Source organism: Thermocrispum sp. (genome assembly GCF_002919275.1).
GTDB lineage: Bacteria > Actinomycetota > Actinomycetes > Mycobacteriales > Pseudonocardiaceae > Thermocrispum > Thermocrispum agreste.
Genome location: NZ_PKFA01000023.1, coordinates 13,643 through 37,948, shown reverse-complemented (window position 1 = coordinate 37,948; position 24,306 = coordinate 13,643). Strand labels below are relative to the sequence as shown.

Below are 24,306 nucleotides of genomic sequence, written 5' to 3'. Positions count from 1 at the left end.
GCGGCCGGGTCGGGCACCGCGTGCGCCTGCCCCGGCACCGGGCGACCGGGTCACTTGTTGGTGACGCGCAGGCTGCCGATGATCCGCCGAGCTTCGTCCTCGGGCAGCTCGTCGTCCACCCCGGTGTCGTGGTACAGCACGAACACCACCGTGAGGCCGCCGGGACGGGCCTGGAAGGCGACCGTCGTGACCTTCACGCCCTCGCCCTGGCAGGGCCCGTCCTCCGGGTTGTCCACCGTCGCGGTCGACAACCAGGCACGCTTGCCGCCGTGGATCTCGACCTCCTGCGCGGGCGTCGGCTTGACCTTCGGTGAGTCCTCCGGCAGTTCCATGGCGGCGGTCGCCCACATCTTCGCCGCGGCCCTGGCGACCTTCTTCGGGTCGAGCTTCTCGACGCTCATGAACCCGGCCCGGCCCCTGTTGGAGTTCTTCTCCTCCGCGCAGAACCCGTCGCGGTAGGTCGCCACCCCGTGCATGGCCGTCCGGATCCCGCTGTCGTCCTCGAATCCGGCGATCACCCCGGGATCTTCCACGGTCCAATCCTCGGACACGTCGAACGCCGCACCCTCCCGCGCGGAAAACACCGGTGCCCAGCCCTCGACGACTGCCTTGACGCGCGACGATCCGGCGCTTTGTGTGGTCGGCGGGGCAAGCGAGCTGGTCGGGGGTGGCGAGCTGCTCTGCGCGGTGGTGGGCGCCGCGCTCGTCGACGTCGCAGGCGCGGCTTCCGGCGATTCGTCACCGCCAGTGGTGAGGAAGTACGCGGCCGCACCCCCACCTGCCAGCACCAGCGCGGTGACGACGCCGGCCACGAGTGCCGTGCGCGACCGACGCGGCGGCTGCTCGAACGCGCCGAGCCCCTGGTAGGTCGATCCGGAACCGTAGTAGTGGGGAACCGGCTGACCGCTGTAGGGATCGTGCTCACCACCGGGATAGGTCATAGCTGCAGACCATATCCGGACGCGCGGAAGGCGCGCGGGAAGGTCGCGCGAACGTGCTCGGCCGGGGGAGGAGCAGGTCAACCCGCCAGGTAGCTGAACCGGACCTTGCGCACCGGGTTGTCCACGTTGGTGTCCACCAGGCACAACGACTGCCAAGTCCCCAGCGCCAGCCGCCCGTCCAGCACCGGGACGGTCGCGTACGGCGGCAGGAAGGCGGGCACCACGTGGTCGCGGCCGTGACCAGGGGTGCCGTGGGCGTGCCGCCAGCGGTCGTCCCGCGGGAGCAGGTCGTCAAGGGCGGCCAGCAGGTCGTCGTCGCTGCCTGCTCCGGTCTCCACCACGGCCAACCCGGCCGTGGCGTGCGGAACCCACACGTGCAGCAGCCCGTCGGTGGCGCCGCAATCGGCCAGGAACTTCTGTGCCTGCTCGCTCAGGTCGTGCACGACGGCCTGGCGGCCGGTGGTGATCTCGATTTCGACCGACTTCACACCTCCACGGTAGGGCGCTTCGTCCGGCGGGCAAAGCCGGCGGGAAGAAGACGACGGCCACCCGCGTTGTTAACCGCGCCACCGAAGATCGCCAAGGCCGGTCCGCCGTGGTACACAACGTCTTCAACGCCCGTGGTCCTGGCGGCCCCGAGCGGTCTGAGTTGCTCTCGGACAGGAGGTCACGCGGATGGCGGACACCGAAGCGGGAAGTGCGGGCGGCGCAACCGTCGGCGTCGTCGCCGAGACGGCGGCCGGTGAGCGCCGGGTGGCGCTGGTACCGAAGATGGTCGAGCGCCTGGTCAAACGCGGCATGCGGGTGATCGTGGCGGAAGGCGCGGGCGCCGGGGCGTTCCTGGCGGACAGCGCCTACACCGAGGCGGGCGCCGCGATCGGCGATCCCTACCAGGCGGACATCGTGGTGCGGGTGGCACCGCCCACCGACGAGGAGATCGCCCGGCTGCGCAAGGGCAGCGTGGTGATCGGCTTTCTCGCCCCGCTGAGCGACCCGGATCGGGTGGCCAAGCTCGAGCAAGCGGGCGTGATCGCGTTCGCCATGGAGTCGATCCCGCGGATATCCCGCGCCCAGGCGATGGACGCGCTGTCGTCGCAGGCCAATGTCGCGGGCTACCGGGCGGCCTTGCTGGCCGCGACGCACTTGGCGCGTTTCTTCCCGATGCTGACCACCGCGGCGGGCACCGTGAAGCCCGCGCGGGCGCTGGTGTTGGGCGCCGGAGTGGCCGGCCTGCAGGCGCTGGCCACGTGCAAACGGCTGGGCGCCCAGACGACCGGTTACGACGTCCGGCCCGAGGTGGCCGACCAGGTTCGGTCGGTCGGCGCGCAGTGGCTGGACCTCGGCATCGAAGCGGTGGGCGAAGGAGGGTACGCCCGCGAGCTGACCGAGGAGGAGCGGGCCGAGCAGCAGCGCAGGCTGACCGACGCGATCACCGGCTTCGACGTGGTGATCACCACCGCGCAGGTGCCGGGCAGGAAGGCGCCCACGCTGGTCACCGCGGACGCGGTGGAACGGATGAAAGCGGGCAGCGTGATCGTCGACCTGGCTGGGGACAGCGGCGGCAACTGCGAGCTGACCGAGCCGGGGCAGGTGGTGGTCAAGCACGACGTGACCATCGTGGCGCCGTCGAACCTGCCCGCCGAGATGCCCGACCACGCCAGCGAGCTGTACTCGCGCAACGTGGTCGAGCTGCTGGAGTTGCTGGTCGACGACAACGGCGCGCTGGCCATCGACGTCGGTGACGAGATCGTGGCCAAGGCATGTGTGGCCGGGCGGGCGTTGCTGCCCGCCGCACCGGAACCGGCCACCGAGCAGTCCGGGGAGGCGTGATGGAGAACCTGGTGCTGATCCAGAACCTGGCGATCGTGGTGCTGGCCGGATTCACCGGATTCCTGGTGATCTCCCAGGTGCCGAACACGCTGCACACCCCGCTGATGTCGGCGACCAACGCCATCCACGGCATCGTGGTGCTCGGTGCGGTGCTCGTGCTGGGCATGGGCGTGGGTGACGACGTGGTGAGCGGGATCATCCTGTTCGTCGCGGTGGTGTTCGGGGCGATCAACGTCGTCGGTGGCTTCGTGGTCACCGACCGGATGCTGGGGATGTTCAAGCAGAAGCCCGGCCAAGCCGGCTCGGTGAGCAAGGGGAAGGCCGACAAGTGAGCTGGATCCGTCACGAGGTGTTCGTCAACACCCTCTACATCATCGCGTTCTCGTTGATGATCTACGGGCTGATGAAGCTGACCAGCCCGAAGACGGCCGTGCGCGGCAACTGGATCGCCGCCGTCGGCATGACCGTGGCGTTCGTGGCCACCCTGCTCAAGGACGAGATGGGCCACAACTGGCTGCTCATCGTCGTCGCCCTGGTGATCGGCTCGGCGATCGGCGTGCCCGCCGCGCGGAAGGTCAAGATGACCGCGATGCCGCAGATGGTGGCGCTGTTCAACGGTGTCGGCGGTGGCGCGGTGGCACTGATCGCCTGGGCGGAGTTCCGCAACACCGACGCCTACGCGCACGAGCCGAAGTACATGGCGATCGCCTCGCTGTTCGCCGCCCTGGTCGGCTCGGTGTCGTTCTGGGGTTCCAACATCGCGTTCGGCAAGCTGCAGGAGATCCTGCCCGGCAGGCCGATCACGCTGGGCAGGCTGCAGCAGCCGGTGAACCTGCTGGTGCTGCTGGGCGCCGTGGCGTGCGCGGTGGCCATCGTCGCCGGGGCGGACTCCGAGCTGCTGATGATCGGCCTGCTGGTGCTGGCCGCGCTGGCCGGCGTCTTCGTGGTGCTGCCGATCGGTGGCGCGGACATGCCGGTGGTCATCTCCATGCTCAACGCGCTGACCGGCCTGTCCGCCGCGGCGATGGGCCTGGCGTTGAACAACACCGCGCTCATCGTGGCCGGCATGCTGGTCGGCGCGTCGGGTTCGATCCTGACCAACCTGATGGCCAAGGCCATGAACCGGTCGATCCCGGCCATCGTGGCCGGTGGTTTCGGCGGCGGCTCCGACACCGGGGGCGGCGCCACCGGGGGCACCGACCGCCCGGTGCGGAGCACCAGCGCGGCGGACGCGGCGATCCAGATGGCGTACGCGTCCAAGGTCGTCGTGGTGCCCGGTTACGGCATGGCAGTGGCGCAGGCGCAGCACGCGGTCAAGGAGATGGCCGAGCTGCTGGAAGCCAAGGGCGTCGACGTCGCGTTCGCCATTCACCCGGTGGCCGGCCGGATGCCGGGGCACATGAACGTGCTGCTGGCCGAGGCGGACGTGCCGTACGAGCAGCTCAAGGAGATGGACGAGATCAACTCGCAGTTCGCGCAGACCGACGTGTCGCTGGTCATCGGCGCCAACGACGTCACCAATCCGGCGGCCGAGACCAACCCGAACTCGCCCATCTACGGCATGCCGGTGCTGAAGGTGAACCAGTCGAAGTCGGTCATCGTGCTCAAGCGGTCGATGAGCTCCGGCTTCGCGGGCATCGAGAACGAGCTGTTCTACGACAGCAAGACGGCGATGCTGTTCGGCGACGCCAAGGCGTCGGTGACCGACATCGTGGAGGAACTCAAGCAGCTGTGAGGGGCGCGGCCATCCGCCGATCCCGCGGTGGCGTGGCTGCACCTGCCGTTCCCTGCCGCCGGCAGGGGCCCGGGGGTCCCGAGTCGCTCGGTCGGGAGCTGGTGGTCCTGGGTCGCTCGGTCGGGAGTCGGCGGTCCCGGGTCACTCGACCGGGACCCGGAACGCGGTCTTGGCGATGCGGTCCAGTTCCCGGTCCTTGTCGGTGGACGGCCGGTCCAGCCACGCGACCCGCACCAGCCGCACCGAGTTGCCGTGCACCACGCTGTGATACACGGCGTGGTGGAAGGTCAGCTTGCCGTCCGGCCACGACTCGCTCATGTTCGCCGCGTCCGCCGCGCCGCCCGAGCCCGGTTTGTCCGCGACCGCCTTGAGCTGCTTGGCGTGCGCGGGATCGGCGAAGTCGATCACGGCCAGGCTCACCGCGGCCTGCTTGCCCGGGGTGGTGGCGAGGTAGCTGGCCAGGCGGATGCGGGTGCACGGCGTCTGCTGGAGCTTGGCCTGCACGTCGCCGTAGGTCAGGTCCTGGCAGGTGTCGTTGTCCCACCGCTCCACCGCGGTGAACTGCACGCCGTCGACGGTGATGTCCTGCGCCCGCTGTTCGGCCCGGTTCGCCGGTTCCGGCTGTTCCCCGGTCCCGCTCGTGCTGGTCGCCATGACGATGGCCGCGACGAGCCCGGCCACCACCACGAGCACGGCGGCGATCGGCAACAGCCGGAGCTGGGACCGGCGGCCGGACGGGGCAGGCCGCTGCTTCGGCAACGGCAGCGGTATCAGGTCCGTCGGGCGGTCGTCGGCCGCGAACGCGGCTCGTATCCGTTCGGTCCCGGACTGCTGTGCCTTGCCGGCGGCCTGGGGCGTGCCCGAGCTGTCGGGCTGCTGGGTGGTACCAGCAGACGGGGATTGCCGTGCCTGGGCCGCGGCCGCGAGGGCGGCCGCCTTGGCCTTCTGCGCGGTCACCGACGATGCCCCGGCGGCTGCCGGGGGAACGGCGTCGCCGGTACCATTCCGCACGGTGCTCGCCTGCCCGTTCGCCGGTGGCGACATCGGCACGGTCGACGCTTCCTCGGCCAGCGCGGGAGCGCACCCGTCGCGGGCGAGGGCGGCCGCCCCGGCGGCAAAGCCCTCCCGCATGAGCACGTCGTCCGGCTGAATCGGGGCATTGCTGTCGAGCAGGCGCACGATCGCTCGCGCTTGCTCCACCGTGCATGCCGGCCCTTCGGCGGGGACCAGCTCGGTGATCGCCTCGAGCAGCGCAGCGGGCCGGGGGTGGACGATCCGTACCCGGTCGTTCTCCGCCTTGGCGGGCGTCACCCGTTCCACGAACGGACCGACCGCCAGGATCAGGGAGATCGGCACGCTGCCGTTGGTCAGCGCGGCCAGGCGGCCGGCCAGCTCGTCGGCCGCGCGCAACGACGCGCTGGCCGGATTCACGGCTGCGGACTTGCCGACCAGCGGCCAGTTGTCCGCCTTCCACTGACCGTGCAGCGGCGCTTCCAGGTGCAGGGCGGGCCCGGGCAGATCGATGCCGGCCACCAGGACGATGCCGCGCGGCATGACCAGCACCGCGTCGAACGACGGGCCGTTCTCCAGCGGCTGCACGCCCACCACCGCGATCCCGCCCAGCTCCGCAGGACCCCGGCCGAGCGCAGTGAGGCCCGCCCGCACGTCGGCAGCGACCGTGCTGGCGGGCTCCCCGACACGAAGCAGCCGCACGCAAACCTCCCGGCTCGGCTGGTGGATTCCCCCGGATAGGTTAACCAGGACCCCGGCGGCCGGCGCGTTCGGACCCGCCCGTCGCACACCGGGACATCGGCCCGTTTGCGCAGGTCACCGGGGTATATGACCGGTTGTGCTGGTATGCCTGATTTGCGGCGCGGCCCATGGTGCGGTCGCTGTGAGTGCCGCCCCGCGGCTGTGTTCCCGGCGCGTCGACGTGACGGATGCGGCGCACTCCGAAGTGGGTCGCTGAACCGGGTGGCTCCGTCGTGCGAAGCATCGCCCGAGTACGGCGTGGCAGGTCGACACACCGCCGCGGGGTGGTGTATTGGTCCCGTTTTCGGTGTTGCAACTGGTGCATGTGGGGCGGGATAGGTAATCTGCAACTACCACAACTGCATACCCCGGAGTGCCTTCCTCCGATGCGGATCGATCGGATCTGTACACGACGAGGACGTTGGGGAAGATGCCCCTCGTCGGCAGAGCAAGATCGACAACGCGGAGGTCAGCTGTGAGCACTCGTGGGAACACGCGCGGCGTGGTTTATGTCCACTCGTCGCCTGCTGCGGTCTGTCCGCACGTCGAGTGGGCGCTCTCCGGCGCGCTGGGGAGGCCGGCGCAGCTGAGCTGGACGGCGCAGAACGCCGCGCCTGGGCAGTTGCGTGCCGAGTGCGACTGGCGTGGCCCGGCGGGGACCGGTGCCGCCATCGCCAGGGCACTCAAGGCGTGGCCGATGCTGCGCTTCGAGGTCACCGAAGAGCCCAGCGAAGGGGTCGACGGTGAGCGGTTCTGCTATGCCCCAGGACTGGGCCTGTGGCGGGGCCGCACCAGCGCGAACGGCGACATCGTGGTGGGCGAGGACCAGCTGCGCACCCTCGTCGCCCGCAGCCGGGCAGGGGAGGATCTGGCTCATCGGATCGACGAGTTGCTCGGCACCGCGTGGGACGAGGCGCTGGAGCCGTTCCGCCACGCGGGTGACGGCGCGCCGGTCACCTGGCTGCACCAGGTGGTGTAGCGGCGGCCGACTAGGCTGAACGCCGTGCGGTTGCTGGTGCCAACGGTGATCGGGGTGATGTCGCTGGCAGTGGCCGGCGGTCTGCTGGCCCGCGAGCTGTATCAGGAGCGCGCGCCGGTCCGTGCGGACATACCGGTCACCGTCGCGCCGTCGACCTCACTCGCGCCGTCCGACCAACCGGGGTCCGCGCAGGTCAAGCTGACGCCCGATGCCGCGCGGCACCCGTACGGCGAGATCGCCCGGAAGTTGCTGCAGGCCTACACCACCGGCATCAACGAACGCAACTACGGGCGCTGGAAGACCGCGGTCTCGCAGGAGCGCATCGCGGTGCAGCCGAAGCAGGCGTGGCTGGAGGGCTACCGCAGCACCCGCATCGGCAGCGCCGTGCTGCACCGGATCGAAACCGGCCCGGACGGCTCGCTGCGCATCCTGTTCAGCTTCACCAGCACGCAGGACGAGCAGGATGCGCCGCCGGATCTTCCTGCCGGGTGCATCCACTGGCAGCTGATGCTGCCGCTGGTGCTGGAGAACGACGGATGGAAGATCGGCAGCGTCGTCCCGGGGACGGTGCCGGAAGCCCGGCGATGCTGACCCCGCCCACGATCCTTGCCATGACGAGCCGAACGCCCCGGGGACGCGCCCGGGGCGTTCGTACTGCCTGCGTCAGGCCTTGGCGAAAGCCAGCGTCACGTTGTGCCCGCCGAACCCGAACGAGTCGTTGAGCGCAACGTCGATGTCCATCTTCCGCGGCTCGTCGCGCACCACGTCCAGCGTCACGCCGGGGTCGAGCTGCTCGAGGTTCTTGGTCGGCGGGATCAGGCCGTGGTGCACGGTCAGGATGGTGGCGATCGACTCGACCGCCCCCGCCGCGCCCAGCAGGTGCCCGAGCACGCTCTTCGGCGCGGTGAGCACCGGGTGATCGCCGATCGCCTTGCGCACGGCCACCGTCTCGGTCACGTCGCCCACCGGGGTCGACGTCGCGTGCGCGTTCACGTGGTGCACCCGCTGCGGGTCGATGTCACCGCTGCGCAGCGCGGCTCGCATCGCGCGCGCCTGGCCGGTGCCTTCCGGGTCCGGCGCGGTGATGTGGTGCGCGTCCGCGCTGGTGCCTGCGCCGACCAGCTTGGCGTAGACCCGCGCGCCACGTGCCGCGGCGAACTCCGCCCGCTCCAGCACGATGCAGCCGGCGCCCTCCCCGAGCACGAACCCGTCCCGGTCGACGTCCCACGGCCGCGAAGCGCCCTCCGGGTCGTCGTTGCGGGTGCTCATCGTGCGCGACTGGGCGAACCCGGCCATCGTGATGGCGGCGATGCAGGCTTCCGCTCCGCCGGCCACGACCACGTCGGCCTCCCCGGCCCGCAACATGCGGAAGGCCCAGGCGATGGCTTCAGCGCCGGAGGCACAGGCCGACACCGGCGCGTGCACGCCGGCGCGTGCCTTCAGGTCGATGCCGACCCACGCGGCGGGGCCGTTGGGCATCAGCATGGGGACGGTCAACGGGGACACCTTGCGCAACCCGTTGCTCTCCAGCTGATCGTCCATGGCGAGCAGGGTGCCCGCGCCGCCGACACCGGTGCCGATCACGACACCGAGCCGCTCCGGCTCGACGCCGGCGTCCTCGCCCTCGCCGAACCCGGCGTCCCGCCACGCCTGCCGCGCGGCCACCATCGCCACCTGCTCGACCCGGTCCAGCCTGCGCGCTTCCACCCGGGGCAGGACCTCGGTCGGCTCCACCGCCAGCGGCGCGGCGATCCGCACCGGCAGGTCGTAGGTCTCGACCCACTCTTCCTCCAGCAACCGGACGCCGCTCCGGCTGGCCAGCAGGCCGTCCCACAGGGCATCGACGTCCCCGCCCAGCGGTGTCGTCGCGCCCAGGCCGGTGACCACGACGTCTGGTGTGCTCATTGACTAACGCCTCCCCACTTGCAGGATGTGACCGGCGGTGTGCCGATCAGGAGTTCTTGGCGACGTAGTTCACCGCATCGCCGACCGTCTTGAGGTTAGCCAGCTCGTCGTCCGGGATCTTCACGCCGAACTTGTCTTCCGCCTGAACGGCGATCTCCACCATGGACAGCGAGTCGATGTCCAGGTCGTCCACGAACGACTTCTCCGGCGTGACCTCGTCCTTGGCCACCCCGGCGACCTCCTCGACGATCTCGGCCAGGCCGGCGAGGATCTTCGCGTTGTCCGCCATTGCGTTTCCTTTCTGTCAGTTCACCAGTGCTCTTCCGCCCGGCACGACCTGCCCGAGCAGCTGATCACGGAGCCACGAACACCTGTCCCGCGTAGGACAGCCCGGCCCCGAAGCCTACGGCCAGCACCACGTCGCCCGACGACACCCGTCCCTTTTGACGCATGTGATCCAACGCCAGCGGGATGGACGCCGACGACGTGTTGCCGGAGTAGACGATGTCATCGGCCACCACCAGATCGTCCCGGGCCCCCTTGGCCTTGAGTTTCTTGGCGATCGCCTCCACGATGCGCAGGTTCGCCTGGTGCGGGATCAGCACGTCGATGTCGGCAAGGCTCAGCCCGGCCGCCTCCACGGCACGCATCGCCACCGGCGCGATCTGTGTGGTCGCCCAGCGGAAGACCGACTGGCCCTCCTGGTGGATGTACTTGTTGTCGCGCATGTGGATGGTGGCGGCCAGATCGCCCGCGCTGCCCCACACCACCGGGCCGATGCGTGGCTCATCGGCAGGCCCGACCACGGCGGCGCCCGCGCCGTCGGCGAAGATGATCGCGTTCGCCCGGTCCAGCGGGTCGACCACGTCGGTGAGCTTCTCCGCGCCGATCACCAGCGCCCGCCGGGACGAGCCGGCACGCACCAGATCGGAGGCGACCCCGAGGGCGTAGCAGAAGCCGGCGCAGGCCGCGTTCAGGTCGAACGCGCCCGCGGCCTTGACCCCGATGCGGTCGGCCACTTGCGCGGCGGCGTTCGGGATGGGGGCGGGCATGGTGCAGTTCGGCACGATCACCGTGTCCACGTCCGACGGCTCCAGCCCCGCGTCGCTGAGTGCTTTGCTCCCGGCCTCCACCGCCATGTCGACCAGCCGCTCGTCCTCGGCGGCGAACCGGCGCTCGACGATGCCGACCCGGTCCCGGATCCACTGGTCGCTGGTGTCCATCACCTGCGACAAGTCGTCGTTGGTGACCACCCGTTCCGGCTGGTAGCTGCCGATGCCGAGCACCTGGGTGGCCGGGGCCCCGGCTGCCTGACGAATCGCGGTCACGAGCTCTCCCGGCTGTCGTCGGCCAGCTTGTCCAGATCGGCGGGCACCTTGATCGCCGTGGTGCCGGTGACGGTGCCCTTCAGCTGGCGTCGCACCAGGCCGGTCAGCGTTCCGGCGGGGGGAAGCTCGACCGTGCTGGTCACGCCGATCTCGGCCAGCGTCTGCATGGTCAGGTCCCAGCGCACCGGGCTGGTGACCTGGCTGACCAGCCGGTCCAGGTACTCCTTCCCGGAGGACACGACGGCGCCGTCGGCGTTGGACAGCAGCGGCCGGTCCGGGTCGCGCGGGGTGATCTTGGCCGCGTGCCCGGCCAGCGCCTCCCGCGCGGGCGCCATGTACTCGGTGTGGAACGCGCCCGCCACCTTCAGCTGCCGCACCTTGGTGCCGGGGAGGGGGTCGGCGACGATCGCCGCGATGGCGTCGGCGGGGCCGGACGCGACGATCTGGCCCGCGCCGTTGCGGTTGGCCGCGGACAGGCCGTGCTCGGCCAGCCAGGCCACCACCTCGTCGGGATCGCCCATCATCACCGCGGCCATGCTGGTCTCGGCCAGCGCGCACGCCTTGGCCATCTCGGCGCCGCGCACCGCGGCCAGGGCCACGGCGTCCGTGGCGTCCAGCACGCCGGCGATCGCGGCCGCGGCGAGTTCGCCCACCGAGTGCCCGGCCACGGGGGCGTCCGCCGGCCACAGGCCGCGCTCGGCGCCGATCTCGTAGGCCAGCAGCGACGCCGCCACGATCAGCGGCTGGGTGATGGCGGTGTCCTGGATCTCGTCGGCGTCGGCCTCGGTGCCCAGCCGGATGAGGTCGAGACCGGTCGCCTCGGACCATTCGGCGAGACGCTTGCGGGCCCCGTCGACCTCGAGCCACGGGGTGAGCATCCCGGGGGACTGGGAACCTTGTCCGGGGGTAAGAACGGCGAGCTCGTGCGTCACGTTTCTAGCGAACACGGCGATGGCCTCCGGCCGTGATGTCGCGGAGTACCAAGTACTCCGAGCGTCTTTGGAGGAACCCCACAAACGTACCGCTTGCCGCCGGGTTCGCATCCCGGCTTGTGTAGAGGCTCACCACAAGCCGGGGATTCGCGGCATGCGGCAGGCCGCACGCTGCCGAGTGCGCGGCGGCGGGCCTGCTCACCACAGCCCCCTGGCCTTGGCCAGCCTGCCGACCATCAGCCCGACCCGCAGCACGAGCGCGTCGCGCGGATCGGTGGCGCTGCGCCCGGTGAGCTCGGCGGCCCGCTTCAGCCGGTAGCGCACGGTGTTGGGGTGCACGTACAGCTGCCGCGCGCACGCTTCCAGTACGCCACCCGCCTCCAGGTAGGCGGTGACGGTCTCCTCGATCGCGCTTCCCGCCTGTTCCAACGGCCGGGCGATCTCCTCGATCAGCGTGCGCTCCGCCTCGGCGTCGCCGGCCAGCGCGCGTTCCGGCAGCAGGTCGGCGGCACGGACCGGGCGAGGGGCGCCCGCCCAGCCGACCACCGCCCGCAGGCCGGACAGCGCCTCCACCGCGCTGCGGTGCCCGTCGGCCAGCCGGGGCACGGTCGAGCCCGCCACCACCGGCCCGTCGCCGAAGCACGCAGTCAGCGCGGGAAGCACCTTCTCGGCCTCCGGCGACCCGGTCGTCGGCCCGTTGACCACCACGATCAGCCTGGTGCCCTGTACCCCGACCAGCACCGAGCGGCCGACCCGGCCTGCTTGCGCCCGTACTTCGGTGATGACGTCGGGGGAGTCCGCCTTGGGGGCCGCGCCCACCACGACCGTGGCCGGGCTGGCCGGATCCCAGCCGAGGGCGGCCGCGCGGGACAGCAGTGACTCCTCGGCGTCGCCGCGCACGATCCCGTCCACCACGAGCGCTTCCAAGCGGGCGTCCCACGCGCCGCGAGACTCGGCGGCTGCGGCGTAGGCGGTCGCCGCGGCGAACGCCACCTCCCGGCCGTAGCGCAGCACGCTCTCGGTCAGCAGCACGCGTTCGGCCTCGTTGGCCGCGTACTTGGGCAGCTCCCGCTCGAACACCTCGATGGCGATGCGGATCAGCACCACGGTGTGCCGCAGGTTGATCAGCCGGGACAGCTCGCGCGGAGCGTCCCGGAACGCGTCGGTGGTCGGCCGGGAGGGGATGGTCGGATCCCGGAGCCACTCGGTGAACCCCGCAGCTTCCGCCTGCGTGATGAGCAGGATGCTGGCCCGCTGGTCGGCCGTCATCCGGGAGAACCACGGCAGCCGTCGCTGCATCTCCGCCACGCACGCCCCCGCCAGGTCGCCGGAGGCCCGTTCGACCTTGCGCATGGTGCCCGGCGACAGCCTCGCCGCAGGCGGCTCGAGCGACTGGGTGGTCATGCCGACAACAGTAATCCAGCGGGTCGGCGGCGATGTTTCCTCGGCGTTGCGGTCCGGTGCCGAGCGAGGTGTCGCCCGGGATGTTTTCCGTCCCATTGTCGTCCGGCTGCACCGGCGCTCGCTGGGCCCTGATTTTCCGGCATCCGGTCGTGCTCGATTCGGCTTGCCGCAGCGTCCGGATCCGCGTGCCGCGATGCGGATTCCCGGGTCGTGTCGCCGGAATTTGACTCCGGGCGCCTTTTTGCATCGTCGTGCGATTTCCCGGTCGGCGTGTCCATTATGGGCGGACACGTCCTGTTTGCCTGCGGAATCACCCGTCCTTGCGTCCGTTTCGAGTTGCTGACCAGCGCATGCGGGCTGACGATCACGCTGTCCGGGGCGTTCGGTAGCGAGGAGGAGATGGCCGTGGACGAGATCAGAGCAGGCCTGGGCGATGCGTGGAGCGCGATCGTCACGTTCGTGCCCAAGCTGCTGATGTTCCTCATCGTTCTGTTGATCGGCTGGCTCATCGCCAAAGCCGTGTCGAAAGGGCTGAGCCTGCTGCTGCAGAAACTCGGCTTCGCCCGCTTGGTGGACAAAACCGGGCTGGCCCGGATTTTCCAGCAGTCGAACATCGACGCGGGCGGAATCATCGTCAAGATCGTCTACTATTTCATTCTGCTCATCGCGTTGCAGATCGCGTTCGGGGTGTTCGGGCCGACGAATCCGGTCAGCCAGCTGCTCAACGACGTGATCGCCTTCCTGCCGCGGATCGCGGTGGCCATCGTGCTGGTGCTGGTGGCGGCGGCGATCGGCAACGCGGTGCGCGAGCTGGTGGGCAACGCGCTGGCGGGCCGAGGTGCCGCGCGTGGCCTGGCCACCGCGGCGTACTGGGTGATCCTGGCGCTGGGCGTCATCGCCGCGCTGAGCCAGATCGGCGTCGGCGAGCTGGTCACCGGCCCGGTGCTGATCGCGGTGCTGGCCACCGTCGGCGGCGTGATCGTCGTCGGCTTCGGCGGTGGCCTGATCAGGGCGACGTCCGAGCGCTGGCCGCGCTGGCTCGACTCGATCGAGCAGCAGTTCTCGTCCTCGTCGGCAGGCGGCCGGCCCGCCCCGGGGGCCGGTCCCGGCGCCGGCCCTGCCACCGGCGGCATGAGCGGAGATCTGCGCGAGTAGCCGCCCGTACGACAGCAGAAGGCTGGGCGGACGCCGGTCGTCCGCCCAGCCTTTCGCCCGCTGTGTCAGGCGTCGCCGGCGTCGGTCAGCTGCGGGCCCGCGGCGGTGACGTCGTCGATGCGGTACTTGCGCGCCGCCTCGGACACCGCGGACTGCTTCACGTCGCCGGTGCGAGCCAGCGCGGCCAGCGTGGCAACCGTGATCGACTCGGCGTCGACCAGGAAATACCTGCGTGCCGCCGGACGGGTGTCGGAGAAGCCGAACCCGTCGGTGCCCAGGGTGTACATCGGGGCGGGTACCCAGGGCCGGATCAGGTCCGGCACCGCGCGCATCCAGTCGGAGACCGCCACGATCGGCCCTGCCGCGTCGGACAGCACCTGGGTGACGTACGGAACCCGCGGCTCCTCGTCCGGGTGCAGCAGGTTGTACCGGTCGATCTCCACCGCTTCGCGGCGCAGTTCCGACCACGAGGTCGCGGACCAGACGTCGGCCTGGACGCCCCACTCCTCGGCCAGCAGCTTCTGCGCCCGCAGCGCTTCGGGCATGGTCACGCCGGAGACCAGGATCTGCGCCCGTGGACCGGTGTTCCCCGGCGCCACCTGGTACCGGTAGAGGCCCCGCAGCAGGCCCTCGACGTCGAGGTCCTCCGGCTCGGGCGGCTGCTTGTACGGCTCGTTGTACACCGTGAGGTAGTACATGACGTCCTCGGCGTTCTCGCCGTACATCCGGCGCAGCCCGTCCCGCACGATGTGCGCGATCTCGAACGCCCACGCCGGGTCGTAGGACACCACCGCCGGGTTGGTCGCCGCCAGCAGATGCGAGTGGCCGTCCGCGTGCTGCAGGCCTTCACCGGTCAGCGTCGTCCGGCCCGCCGTCGCGCCGATCACGAAGCCGCGCGCCATCTGGTCGGCGGCCGCGTAGAGCCCGTCGCCGGTGCGCTGGAAGCCGAACATCGAGTAGAAGATGTAGACCGGGATCATCGGCTCGCCGTGCGTGGCGTACGACGTGCCCGCTGCGGTGAACGACGCCACCGACCCGGCCTCGTTGATGCCCTCGTGCAGCAGCTGGCCGTCCTCGGCCTCCTTGTAGGCCAGCATCAGCTGCGCGTCGACCGACGTGTAGCTCTGGCCGTGCGGGTTGTAGATCTTGGCGGTCGGGAACATCGAGTCGAGGCCGAACGTGCGCGCCTCGTCCGGGATGATCGGGACCACCCGCTTGCCGATGTTGGCGTCCTTGGCCAGCTCGCGGATCAGCCGCACCAGCGCCATGGTGGTGGCCACGTCCTGCTTGCCCGAGCCCTTGCGCAGGCCCTCGTAGACCTTGTCCCCCGGCAGCACCAGCGGCTTGGCCTGCACCCGGCGTTCCGGCAGGAAGCCGCCGAGCGCCTTGCGGCGGCCGATCATGTACTGGATCTCCGGGGAGTCCTCGCCCGGGTGGTAGTACGGCGGCAGCGCCGGGTCGGCCTCCAGCTCCTCGTCGCTGATCGGGATGCGCAGCGAGTCCCGGAACAGCTTCAGGTCGTCCAGGGTCAGCTTCTTCATCTGGTGCGTGGCGTTGCGCCCCTCGAAGGCCGGGCCCAGCCCGTAGCCCTTGATGGTGTGCGCCAGGATCACCGTCGGCTGACCGTGGTGCTCCATGGCCGCCTTGTACGCCGCGTACACCTTGCGGTAGTCGTGCCCGCCGCGCTTGAGGTTCCAGATCTCCTCGTCGGACAGGTGCTTGACCAGCTCCTTGGTGCGCGGGTCACGGCCGAAGAAGTGTTCCCGCACGTATGCGCCGTCGTTGGCCTTGTAGGTCTGGTAGTCGCCGTCCGGCGTGGTGTTCATCAGGTTCACCAGGGCGCCGTCGCGGTCGGCGTGCAGCAACGCGTCCCACTCCCGGCCCCAGATCACCTTGATGACGTTCCAGCCCGCGCCGCGGAAGTAGGCCTCCAGCTCCTGGATGATCTTGCCGTTGCCGCGGACCGGGCCGTCCAGCCGCTGGAGGTTGCAGTTGATGACGAACGTCAGGTTGTCCAGGCCCTCGGCCGCCGCCACGTGGATCAGGCCGCGCGACTCCGGCTCGTCCATCTCCCCGTCGCCCAGGAACGCCCACACGTGCTGGTCGGACGTGTCCTTGATGCCGCGGGCGTGCAGGTAGCGGTTGAACCGGGCCTGGTAGATGGCGTTCATCGGGCCCAGGCCCATGGACACCGTGGGGAACTCCCAGAAGTCCGGCATCAGCCGCGGGTGCGGGTACGACGGCAGGCCGCCGCCCTTGCCGGCGTGCGAGTACTCCTGGCGGAAGCCGTCCAGCTGGGCAGCGGTCAGCCTGCCTTCCAGGAACGCACGCGCGTAGATGCCGGGGGAGGCGTGGCCCTGGATGAAGACCTGGTCGCCACCGCCGGAGTGCCCCTTGCCACGGAAGAAGTGGTTGAAACCGACCTCGTACAACGCGGCCGACGAGGCGTAGGTGGAGATGTGGCCGCCGACGGAGACGCCGGGACGCTGGGCGCGGTGCACCATGATCGCCGCGTTCCACCTGATGTAGGCGCGGTAGCGGCGCTCGATCTCCTCGTCACCGGGGAACCAGGGCTCGTTCTCCGTCGGAATGGTGTTGACGTAGTCGGTCGCCGTCAACGGTGGAACGCCGACGTTGCGCTCGCGGGCCCGCTCGAGGATGCGCAAGAGCAGATACCGGGCCCGCTGTTGGCCGCCGCGGGCCAACACCTCGTCGAACGAATCCAGCCATTCGCCAGTCTCTTCCGGGTCGATGTCGGGCAGGTGCGCTGCCAGGCCGTCCCGGATGACCCGCACGCGGGCTGGCGCCTTGCCGTTCGTGGCGGCGCCGGACGGCGGTGTGTTCTGCTGGGGCAAGGGTGCCGCTCCTAGCTCGTCACTGTGGTCTTGGTGATGCTGTTGTCATCCTTCCGCTTCCTGGCGGTTTCGTCATCGTTACTCGCCAGTAGGCGGGTGTTCGTGACCGTCGAGCGCGGGAAATAATGCCGACTCGGTGGCCGTGGTTGCTTGCGTGCGCGGTCACTGCGGTGTTCGCTGTCACTACTCAATACTGACGTTACAAGAGTCGGCGCGCCGATGGGCAGCGCATGGCAGGTAGGAGGAGTAGCAGTCGTGGTCGCGGCTGGAAACGTCGCCGACAGGCTTGGCATCAAGCCGGACATGGTGGTTCAGGAGATCGGCTGGGACGAGGACGTCGACGAGAGCGTTCGTGCCGCGATCGAGGAGCGGATCGGTGGGGAGATCCTCGACGAGGACGCCCAGGAAGTCGTCGACGTGGTGTTGCTGTGGTGGCGCGACGGCGACGGTGATCTCGGCGACGCCCTGGTCGATGCCCGGCAGCCGCTGAGCGAGAACGGCGTGGTGTGGGTGCTGACGCCCAAGACCGGCCAGGAAGGCCACGTGGAGCCGGCGGAGATCGCCGAGGTCGTCCCGACCGTGGGGCTGGCGCAGACCTCGACCATCAGCGTGGGGGAGAAGTGGGCTGGGTCTCGCCTCGTCCCGCCGCGGGGGACACGTCGTTGACCACGCCACTAACCTGACCCGCATCGCAGGTGATCCACGGGTTAGGGAGGCAGCAGCACATGATCGAGGTCGAGGTCGGTTCGATCGCGCCGGAGTTCTCGCTCAACGACTACAACAAGCAGCAGGTGAAGCTGTCCGACTTCCGGGGCGCCAAGCCGGTGCTGCTGGTGTTCTACCCGTTCGCGTTCAGCGGGATCTGCACCGGTGAGCTGTGCCAGCTGCGCGACGACTACTCGTCGTTCGAGGACAAGGTGCAGGTGCTCGGCATCTCGGTGGACACCCCGTTCGCCCTGAAGGCGTGGGCGGACCAGCAGGGCTTCCAGTTCCCGCTGTTGTCGGACTTCTGGCCGCACGGGGAGGTGGCCAAGAAGTACGGGGTGTTCAACGCCGACAGCGGGATGGCCGTCCGCGGCACGTTCCTGATCGACACCGACGGCGTGGTCCGCTTCGCCGAGCGCAAGGTGCCGGGTGAGGCCCGTGACCAGGAGGCGTGGAAGAAGGCGATCGCCGAGCTTTAAGGTATAACGGAGCACCCGGGTTCGCCCGGGCCCGTCGGGGCGCATAGCTCAGCGGAAGAGCACCTGCCTTACAAGCAGGGGGTCGCTGGTTCGAACCCAGCTGTGCCCACCGTGTGCGATGTGCGGGAGTCTCCCGTTTCCCGCGGCACCTGCAGCCGCCGTGCGGTCGGCTCTGGAAGACGACCGATGCCGGACCTGGCACAAGGCCGGGACGGCCCGCAGGTACCCGTCCCGCAGGCCGCCTCGGAGCGAATCAGCGCGCGCAGCTTGATCCGCGATGCGCGCGGCGCCGGTCCGTCCTCGACCGGGAAGCGGTACCGCTCGATCGTGCCGTCGTCGTAGGTGACGACCATCTCGTGCTCGGTCGGCGACACGTCGCGGATCGTGATGCGCTCGTCGCCACCACGGCCGTCGACGTCGCCGGATGTGGTCACCTAGGCGGCGGCTGACATGGTGTCCGCCGCCGCTACCGGCACCGTTGCAGCCGCAATCGCGGCGATACCGGAAACAACGATGCCAAGTGTCCGTTTACGCGCGGGCTCCCCCTTGTTGTCGCGTTGTCACGGGCTCTCCGGAAGACGTCTCGACGCCGATTCGGTTGCCCCGCCGCGAGAATCGAGCATCGGCGTCTTCGCGTACGCCACACGTTCACACCGCACGCCGCGCATTGTCCGCGTAGGCGGAGAACGACGCCGCCTCCGTTGACTGACTGAATGTTCAGACAGTATGCTGACTAAGCGTTCAGTCAGGAGTTGGCGAGTGGTGGCGCAACCGGACAGACGGGAAGAGGCGAACGCCGAGCGCGGCGGCGTGGAACGCATCCGGGACGCGGCGATCGAGTTGTTCGGTCAGCACGGGGTCAACGGCACGAGCCTCAAGGCCATCGCGGAGCGCGCGGGTGTTTCACCCGCGTTGATCATTCACCACTACGGCTCCAAGGACGGCCTGCGCGTGGCATGCGACCAGTACGTCGCTGACACGCTGCTGGCGCTCAAGACCGACGCGGTGCGGCAGGGCCCGCGGCTCGACCCGGTCATGCTCACCAGTCAGATCGCCGAGTTCCGGCCGTTGATGCGCTACCTGGCCAAGACGCTGGTCGACGGCAGCCCGCACGTCAACGACCTGATCGACAAGATGGTCGAGCACGCCGAGCAGTACACCGAAGAGGGCGTGGCAGCAGGCCTGGTGAAGCCCAGCGCCAACCCGCGGGCTCGGGTGGTGGTGCTGTTCCTGTTCGCCATGGGCAGCTTGGTGCTGCACGAGCACTTCAAGCGGCTGCTGGGGGTCGACCTGATCGACGGCGACGAGCCGCCGGTGGCCTACTTGCAAGCCGTCCTGGAGATCTACTGCGAGGGCGTGCTCACTCCCGGGACCTATCAGAACGTCCGCTCTTACCTCGATCAGCTCGAGGAGCAATCCGACCCGAAAGGCGGCAGCGACGATGAACGTGATTGAGTGTGCCGGGCTGGTGAAGACTTTCGGCACCATCCGCGCGCTCGACGGCCTGGACATGACCGTCGCCCGCGGCGAGGTGCACGGGTTTCTCGGCCCGAACGGAGCGGGCAAGTCCACCACCATGCGGGTCCTGCTCGGCCTGTTGAAGGCCGACGGCGGGACGGTGCGGCTGTTCGGCTCCGATCCGTGGCACGACGCCGTGGCGCTGCATCGCCGGCTCGCCTACGTTCCCGGCGACGTGGAGCTGTGGCCGAAGCTGACCGGCGGGGAGGCGATCGACGTCTTCGCGCGGCTGCGTGGCGGGGTGAACCGGCGCAAGCGCGACGAGCTGTGCGAACGCTTCGACCTGGACCCGACGAAGAAGGCCCGCACGTACTCCAAGGGCAACCGGCAGAAGGTGGCGCTGATCGCCGCCTTGGCCTCCGACGTGGAGCTGCTGCTGCTCGACGAGCCGACGGCAGGCCTGGACCCGTTGATGGAGCTGGTGTTCCAGCAGGCCATCCGGGAAGCCCGGGACACGGGCACGACGGTGCTGCTGTCCAGCCACATCCTGGCGCAGGTCGAAGTGCTGGCGGACCGGATCTCCATCGTGCGGCAGGGCCGGATCGTGGAGTCCGGCTCCCTGCGCGAACTGCGGCACATGACCCGCATCACGGTCGAGGCCGAGGTCACCGGCTCGCCGGAGCGGCTCGCCGCCATGCCGGGCGTGCACGACCTGCGGCAGACGGACGGACAGGTGCGCTTCGAGGTCGACGGCAGCCGGGTCGGGGACGTGCTGCGTGAGCTGGCCGGTTTGGGTGTCCGCTCGATCGTCGCCCATCCGCCGACCCTCGAACAGCTGTTGATGAGCCACTACGGGGACGATCTTTCGGCGCGCGGCGCCACGACGGGAGTGAAGTGACGTGCCGGCCACCGTGGGTGACCGGACGGCAACGCGGCACAGCGCGCCGTCCGGTTCGCGTACCGCGACCTTGACGCTGGCGCGGTTCCTGCTGCGCCAGGATCGGGTCAAGTTGCCCGCCTGGATCGTCGGCCTCGGGCTACTGGTGGTCTACATCGGGGCGGCGCTGCCCGAACTCGCGCCGTCGGAGCAGGATCTCGCCGCGGCCGTTCCGCTGCTCGAGCAGCCGGTCGGGCGCATGTTCGCCGGCCCGGCGTTCGGTCTCGACGCGCCGACCTACGAGCGGTTCTTCGCCGCCGGCTACCTGCTCTATCTGTTCCTGCTGGCCGCGTTGATGAACATCATGCTCGTCGTCCGGCACACCAGGCTGGAGGAGCAGACCGGGCGCGCCGAGCTGATCCGCGCCAACGTCGTCGGCCGGGACGCGCCGTTGACCGCGGCATTGCTGGTCGCCGTGCTCGCCGACATCGCGGCCGCGATCGTGGTGACGGCGCTGGCGGTCGGCAACGGCTTCGCACTGACGGGCTCGCTGCTTGTGGGCGCCGCGACCGGGGCGACGGGCCTGGCCTTCGCCGGGGTCACCGCGGTGACCGTGCAGCTGAGCGAGAGTTCGCGCACCGCGGCCGGGTGGGCCGGGGTGGTCGTCGGAGTGGCGTTCGCGCTGCGCGGCCTCGGTGACATGGCCGAGGTCGGCGGCAGCGCGCTGTCGTGGACGTCACCGTTCGGCTGGGCCTCGCAGACTGCGCCATACGTCCACGACCGGTGGTGGCCGCTCCTGCTCCTGCTGGGGCTGGGCATCGTCGGGGCGCTGCTCGGGTTCGTCCTGCAGAACAAGCGCGACCTGGGCGCCGGCCTGATCAGTGCGCGGCGCGGCGCGGCGACGGCTTCCCGTTTTCTGGGCACGCCGCTCGGTCTCGCGTGGCGTCTGCAGCGGGGTGGGCTCGCCGGTTGGGCGGCATCGATCGTCGCCCTCGGCTGTGTCGACGGGGCCTTCGCGGATGTGATCGTGGAATCGGCCGCCGACCTGCCGGAGGCCGTCCGGCAGATGTTCGGCGCAGAGCAGCTGCTCACCGGGTATCTGGCGTTCCTGGCGATCTTCGGTGGGTATCTGACGGCCGCCTACGTGGTGTTCGCGGCGCAGGTGCTGCGCGCGGAGGAGACGTCCGGGCGGGCGGGCGCGCTGCTCGCCACCCCGGTCAGCCGGTCTGCCTGGGCGGGCTCTCACCTGCTGGTGATCGGGTTCGGTGCGGCGGTGATCCTGCTGCTGACCGGCGTGGGTACCGGCGCGGCCGTGGCCGGATCGCTCGGCGACTGGCAAACGTTCGGGGACGTCGTCGCCAGCCATCTCAACATGATCCCGGCGGTGCTGCTGGTGCTGGGCCTGTGCGCGGCGCTGTACGGCTGGGTACCTGGCTGGCTGCCTGCGATCGGCTGGGCGGTGGTCGCCTTGGCGGTGTTCGTCGGCAACTTCGCCGATCTGCTCGACCTGCCGGAATGGGTGCGTGCCCTGTCACCGCTGAGCCACCCTGCGGACATGCCCGTCGAATCGTTCGACGTGCTTCCGGCGCTTTGGCTGGCGGTCCTGGCGCTGGCGGGTGCAGGCATCGGCCTCGCCGGCCTCCGGCAGCGCCAGATCGGCGTGCGGTGATGGACCCGTCGATCAGCGCAGGTCGGCCAGGGCCGTCCGGAGCTGGGTCAACGCCGCCGCCACCCACGGCAGTTCGGCCGGGGCGTCCGAACTCAGCGCTTGCCACCGCTGCTCCTCGGACTCCCCGTACAGCAGGCTGGTGGCCACCCGGAAGCGTGGCGCGTCCGGGTGGTCGCCGAACGCGGCGCCGCTGAGCACGCCGACGCCGTGCTTGTCCAGCAGGAAACCGGCCACGGCGTCCGCCCCCGCCAGGCCGTGACGGCCGAGACCAGCCAGCGGACTGAGATCGGGATACAGGTAGAACGCTGCCGTCGGCTGACGGCATGCCGCTCCGGCGGCGACGAACTCCCGGTACACCGCCTGCGCGACGGCCGCGTGCAGCTTGCGGCCGGCGGCAACGTGCTCGCGCACCTCGGACGGCTCATCCAGGACGTACGCGGCGACATCCTGCATAGGAGCGGCCAAGCTGGACCAGACTTCGCTGGCGATACCGATCACCGCGTCGAGAGTGCGCTCACCGAGGTCACTGTGCGGGAAGCGAGCGAAGCCGATGCGCCACCCGCCGAGGGCCAGGCTCTTCGACAATCCACCGGTCACGAAGCACTGCTGGGGCAGGAACTCGGCGGGGGAACGCACGCTTGCCGGGTCGGCGGCGAGATCGCGGTAGATCTCGTCCGAGATCACCGCGAGACCGTGCTCCTCGGCGATCGCGCACACCTGCTTGACGTGCTCGGCCGTCGCGACGGTCCCGGTCGGGTTGTCCGGCACCGTCAGGACCAGCACACCGGGCCTCTGCCCGGCCCGGCGCGCCGCGTGCACCGCGGCAGTCAGTGCCCCGGGATCGGGCACGCCACCGGCTTCCTCGGGGATGTCCGCCCAGTGCACGCGCTTACCGGCCAGAGCCGCTTGAGCCGCATAGCTCACCCACGACGGCCGGGGCAGGATCACGTCCCCGGGGAGGGCGGCGATCAGCGCGTACAGCAGTGCTTTGCTGCCGGGAGCGGTGACGATCTGCTCCGGCTGGGTGGTGATCCCTCGGCGGGTGAAGTAGCCGGCCGCGGCCCGGCGTACTCCGGGCGAACCGGCGACCGGGCCGTAGCCGTTGCGCCCGGCGGCGCCACGCAGCTGCTCGGCGATGAAGCCGGGCACCGGCAACCCGGCTTCGCCGAAGCCGAGATGCACCACCCGCTCACCGGCCGCGCGCCGAGCCGCAAGCCGTTCGTTGATGGCCAATGTCGCCGAATGGGCAACCATGTGCATGCCTCCTTGGCCGACTCCTTGGCCGACTGATGCAAACGGTATTGCACGAAGTAGTCATCGTGCAAACATTCATGCCGCCATGTGTGGCCCAGCGCGCAGCTCGGCGGCCGGCTGAGGATGATGGTGGTCATGGCCGACACGAACACCGCGCCGGAGACCTTCGACGAGCTGGCGGCGCTGCTGCGGAGCCGGATGCCTCAGCTGACCCGATCGCAGCAGCTGCTCGCCGAACGTGTGCTGGCCGATCCGGAAGGCGTGGCGTTCATGACGGTGACCGAGCTGGCCAGGTCGGTCGGCATCAACGAGTCGACCGTGGTCCGGTTCGCCACCAGCCTGGGGTTGGACGGCTACCCCGGCCTGGCGCGGCTGTGCCGGGAGCGGTTGCGGGAACAGGCGCAGCTGCTGCGCCGGTTCGCCAACGTGGAATCGCTCACCGCGCAGGCGCGGGATCCGCTCGAGCTGGCGGTGGCCTTCGATCAGGCCAACATCGCCCGCAGCATCGCCAGGGTCGACCGTCCCGCCTGGGACCAGACCGTCGGCGTGCTGGCCACGGCGACCCGGGTGCACCTGCTGGGCCTGCGCAAGTGTTTTCCCGTCATGCACCTGTTCGGCTACCTGCTCGGCCTGGTGCGGGAGGAGGTGCGCGTGCTCGGCGCGGCGCACGGCGTGCTGACCGACGAGCTGCGCCGGGTCCAGCAGGGTGACTGCTTCGTGGCGGCCTCGATCCACCGCTACTCGGCGGACACGGTCCGGGCCTTCGAGTGGGCGGCCCGGCGCGGCGCCACCACCGTGGCCCTGACCGACAACCCGGCCTCACCGTTGGCCGGCTCCGCAACCCACGCGTTCTACCTGGACACCACCGGGGTGTCGGTGTTGCGGTCGATGACCGCCTTCGTGACGTTCGTGCAGGCCATGGCCACGTCGGTGGCGGCGGCGCGGGGCACCGAGGCCCGGTCGGCGCTGCTGGTGGAGGAAGAACTGCTCGACACCTTCGGCGTCTACTACGCGCCGAACCGCGACCGCTGACATCTGAGGCGCAGCA

Annotated in this window: 22 protein-coding genes and 1 tRNA gene; 13 read left to right on the top strand and 10 right to left on the bottom strand. The window is 70.2% G+C overall.

What is annotated here, in order from left to right; all coding sequences use genetic code 11:
• Positions 1-50 precede the first annotated feature (50 nt).
• Complete coding sequence (locus tag CXP56_RS05475) at positions 51-941, bottom strand: DUF8017 domain-containing protein (protein ID WP_028848043.1); 891 nt, start codon at positions 939-941, stop codon at positions 51-53.
• Positions 942-1,018: 77 nt separating this feature from the next.
• Positions 1,019-1,429, bottom strand: coding sequence for a secondary thiamine-phosphate synthase enzyme YjbQ (locus tag CXP56_RS05470; RefSeq protein WP_286900179.1), 411 nt, complete (start codon positions 1,427-1,429; stop codon positions 1,019-1,021).
• Between the two features lie 187 nt (positions 1,430-1,616).
• On the opposite strand from CXP56_RS05470, the gene CXP56_RS05465 reads away from it, so the two are divergent.
• Genes CXP56_RS05465 through CXP56_RS05455 form a run of 3 tightly spaced genes read left to right on the top strand, consistent with a single transcriptional unit; the run spans position 1,617 to position 4,506 of the window.
• A complete protein-coding gene (locus CXP56_RS05465) occupies positions 1,617-2,771 on the top strand; it encodes a Re/Si-specific NAD(P)(+) transhydrogenase subunit alpha (protein ID WP_051310218.1) in 1,155 nt (384 codons plus the stop codon).
• A gap of 11 nt (positions 2,772-2,782) precedes the next feature.
• On the top strand, positions 2,783-3,103 hold the full coding sequence (locus CXP56_RS05460) for an NAD(P) transhydrogenase subunit alpha part 2 (RefSeq protein ID WP_028848045.1): 321 nt from the start codon (positions 2,783-2,785) through the stop codon (positions 3,101-3,103).
• Positions 3,100-4,506 (top strand): NAD(P)(+) transhydrogenase (Re/Si-specific) subunit beta, encoded by a 1,407-nt coding sequence (locus CXP56_RS05455; protein ID WP_425426129.1) that lies wholly within the window; start codon positions 3,100-3,102, stop codon positions 4,504-4,506. The genes CXP56_RS05460 and CXP56_RS05455 overlap by 4 nt, the downstream gene beginning before the upstream one ends.
• 141 nt (positions 4,507-4,647) lie before the next feature.
• Here CXP56_RS05455 and CXP56_RS05450 read toward each other — a convergent pair whose 3' ends face one another.
• Positions 4,648-6,219, bottom strand: a complete 1,572-nt coding sequence (locus CXP56_RS05450) for a hypothetical protein (protein ID WP_286900177.1) — start codon at positions 6,217-6,219, stop codon at positions 4,648-4,650.
• 514 nt (positions 6,220-6,733) lie between these two features.
• Here CXP56_RS05450 and CXP56_RS05445 point away from each other — a divergent pair.
• A complete protein-coding gene (locus CXP56_RS05445; RefSeq protein WP_028848048.1) occupies positions 6,734-7,237 on the top strand; it encodes a DUF3145 domain-containing protein in 504 nt (167 codons plus the stop codon).
• A gap of 24 nt (positions 7,238-7,261) precedes the next feature.
• Positions 7,262-7,828, top strand: coding sequence for a hypothetical protein (locus CXP56_RS05440; RefSeq protein WP_286900175.1), 567 nt, complete (start codon positions 7,262-7,264; stop codon positions 7,826-7,828).
• Between the two features lie 72 nt (positions 7,829-7,900).
• Here CXP56_RS05440 and CXP56_RS05435 read toward each other — a convergent pair whose 3' ends face one another.
• From CXP56_RS05435 to CXP56_RS05415, 5 genes are all read right to left on the bottom strand, one after another.
• The gene (locus CXP56_RS05435) at positions 7,901-9,142 is read right to left on the bottom strand and encodes a beta-ketoacyl-[acyl-carrier-protein] synthase family protein (RefSeq protein ID WP_286900172.1); all 1,242 of its coding nucleotides are present in this window, start codon (positions 9,140-9,142) and stop codon (positions 7,901-7,903) included.
• 46 nt (positions 9,143-9,188) lie between these two features.
• Positions 9,189-9,431, bottom strand: a complete 243-nt coding sequence (locus CXP56_RS05430) for an acyl carrier protein (protein WP_028848051.1) — start codon at positions 9,429-9,431, stop codon at positions 9,189-9,191.
• A gap of 64 nt (positions 9,432-9,495) precedes the next feature.
• Complete coding sequence (locus CXP56_RS05425; protein ID WP_028848052.1) at positions 9,496-10,470, bottom strand: beta-ketoacyl-ACP synthase III; 975 nt, start codon at positions 10,468-10,470, stop codon at positions 9,496-9,498.
• Positions 10,467-11,402: an ACP S-malonyltransferase gene (locus CXP56_RS05420; protein WP_281168993.1), complete on the bottom strand. Its 936-nt coding sequence runs from the start codon at positions 11,400-11,402 to the stop codon at positions 10,467-10,469. The genes CXP56_RS05425 and CXP56_RS05420 overlap by 4 nt, the downstream gene beginning before the upstream one ends.
• Before the next feature lie 198 nt (positions 11,403-11,600).
• Complete coding sequence (locus CXP56_RS05415; RefSeq protein WP_028848054.1) at positions 11,601-12,806, bottom strand: PucR family transcriptional regulator; 1,206 nt, start codon at positions 12,804-12,806, stop codon at positions 11,601-11,603.
• A 399-nt stretch (positions 12,807-13,205) separates the two neighbouring features.
• On the opposite strand from CXP56_RS05415, the gene CXP56_RS05410 reads away from it, so the two are divergent.
• On the top strand, positions 13,206-13,961 hold the full coding sequence (locus CXP56_RS05410) for a mechanosensitive ion channel family protein (RefSeq protein ID WP_038045323.1): 756 nt from the start codon (positions 13,206-13,208) through the stop codon (positions 13,959-13,961).
• A gap of 65 nt (positions 13,962-14,026) precedes the next feature.
• On the opposite strand, the gene aceE is transcribed toward CXP56_RS05410, so the two are convergent.
• Complete coding sequence (aceE, locus tag CXP56_RS05405) at positions 14,027-16,816, bottom strand: pyruvate dehydrogenase (acetyl-transferring), homodimeric type (protein ID WP_028848055.1); 2,790 nt, start codon at positions 16,814-16,816, stop codon at positions 14,027-14,029.
• 255 nt (positions 16,817-17,071) lie between these two features.
• Between aceE and CXP56_RS05400 the strand changes: the two genes are divergently transcribed.
• The 6 genes from CXP56_RS05400 to CXP56_RS05375 all read left to right on the top strand — a co-directional run bounded on the left by CXP56_RS05400 (position 17,072) and on the right by CXP56_RS05375 (position 22,004).
• Entirely contained in the window at positions 17,072-17,482 is a 411-nt protein-coding gene (locus CXP56_RS05400; protein WP_028848056.1) for a DUF3052 domain-containing protein, read from the top strand.
• A gap of 62 nt (positions 17,483-17,544) precedes the next feature.
• A complete protein-coding gene (locus tag CXP56_RS05395) occupies positions 17,545-18,000 on the top strand; it encodes a peroxiredoxin (RefSeq protein WP_028848057.1) in 456 nt (151 codons plus the stop codon).
• A gap of 37 nt (positions 18,001-18,037) precedes the next feature.
• A tRNA-Val gene (locus tag CXP56_RS05390) sits at positions 18,038-18,109 on the top strand.
• 650 nt (positions 18,110-18,759) lie between these two features.
• The gene (locus tag CXP56_RS05385) at positions 18,760-19,455 is read left to right on the top strand and encodes a TetR/AcrR family transcriptional regulator (protein WP_286900166.1); all 696 of its coding nucleotides are present in this window, start codon (positions 18,760-18,762) and stop codon (positions 19,453-19,455) included.
• Complete coding sequence (locus CXP56_RS05380) at positions 19,442-20,356, top strand: ABC transporter ATP-binding protein (RefSeq protein ID WP_028848058.1); 915 nt, start codon at positions 19,442-19,444, stop codon at positions 20,354-20,356. The genes CXP56_RS05385 and CXP56_RS05380 overlap by 14 nt, the downstream gene beginning before the upstream one ends.
• 1 nt (position 20,357) lies before the next feature.
• Positions 20,358-22,004 (top strand): ABC transporter permease, encoded by a 1,647-nt coding sequence (locus CXP56_RS05375; RefSeq protein WP_051310221.1) that lies wholly within the window; start codon positions 20,358-20,360, stop codon positions 22,002-22,004.
• Between the two features lie 12 nt (positions 22,005-22,016).
• On the opposite strand, the gene CXP56_RS05370 is transcribed toward CXP56_RS05375, so the two are convergent.
• Positions 22,017-23,258 carry a pyridoxal phosphate-dependent aminotransferase gene (locus CXP56_RS05370; protein WP_028848059.1) on the bottom strand — a complete coding sequence of 414 codons (1,242 nt, stop codon included), beginning with the start codon at positions 23,256-23,258 and terminating at the stop codon, positions 22,017-22,019.
• A 135-nt stretch (positions 23,259-23,393) separates the two neighbouring features.
• Between CXP56_RS05370 and CXP56_RS05365 the strand changes: the two genes are divergently transcribed.
• The gene (locus CXP56_RS05365) at positions 23,394-24,290 is read left to right on the top strand and encodes a MurR/RpiR family transcriptional regulator (protein WP_051310282.1); all 897 of its coding nucleotides are present in this window, start codon (positions 23,394-23,396) and stop codon (positions 24,288-24,290) included.
• The last annotated feature ends 16 nt before the right edge of the window (positions 24,291-24,306 follow it).

Bases quoted from the DNA above. Each gene is read 5' to 3' on its own strand.
- CXP56_RS05475 (WP_028848043.1), bottom strand. From the start codon at position 941: ATGACCTATCCCGGTGGTGAGCACGATCCCTACAGCGGTCAGCCGGTT.
- CXP56_RS05465 (WP_051310218.1), top strand. From the start codon at position 1,617: ATGGCGGACACCGAAGCGGGAAGTGCGGGCGGCGCAACCGTCGGCGTC.
- CXP56_RS05435 (WP_286900172.1), bottom strand. From the start codon at position 9,142: ATGAGCACACCAGACGTCGTGGTCACCGGCCTGGGCGCGACGACACCG.
- CXP56_RS05430 (WP_028848051.1), bottom strand. From the start codon at position 9,431: ATGGCGGACAACGCGAAGATCCTCGCCGGCCTGGCCGAGATCGTCGAG.
- CXP56_RS05415 (WP_028848054.1), bottom strand. From the start codon at position 12,806: ATGACCACCCAGTCGCTCGAGCCGCCTGCGGCGAGGCTGTCGCCGGGC.
- CXP56_RS05410 (WP_038045323.1), top strand. From the start codon at position 13,206: ATGGCCGTGGACGAGATCAGAGCAGGCCTGGGCGATGCGTGGAGCGCG.
- CXP56_RS05380 (WP_028848058.1), top strand. From the start codon at position 19,442: ATGAACGTGATTGAGTGTGCCGGGCTGGTGAAGACTTTCGGCACCATC.
- CXP56_RS05370 (WP_028848059.1), bottom strand. From the start codon at position 23,258: ATGGTTGCCCATTCGGCGACATTGGCCATCAACGAACGGCTTGCGGCT.
- CXP56_RS05365 (WP_051310282.1), top strand. From the start codon at position 23,394: ATGGCCGACACGAACACCGCGCCGGAGACCTTCGACGAGCTGGCGGCG.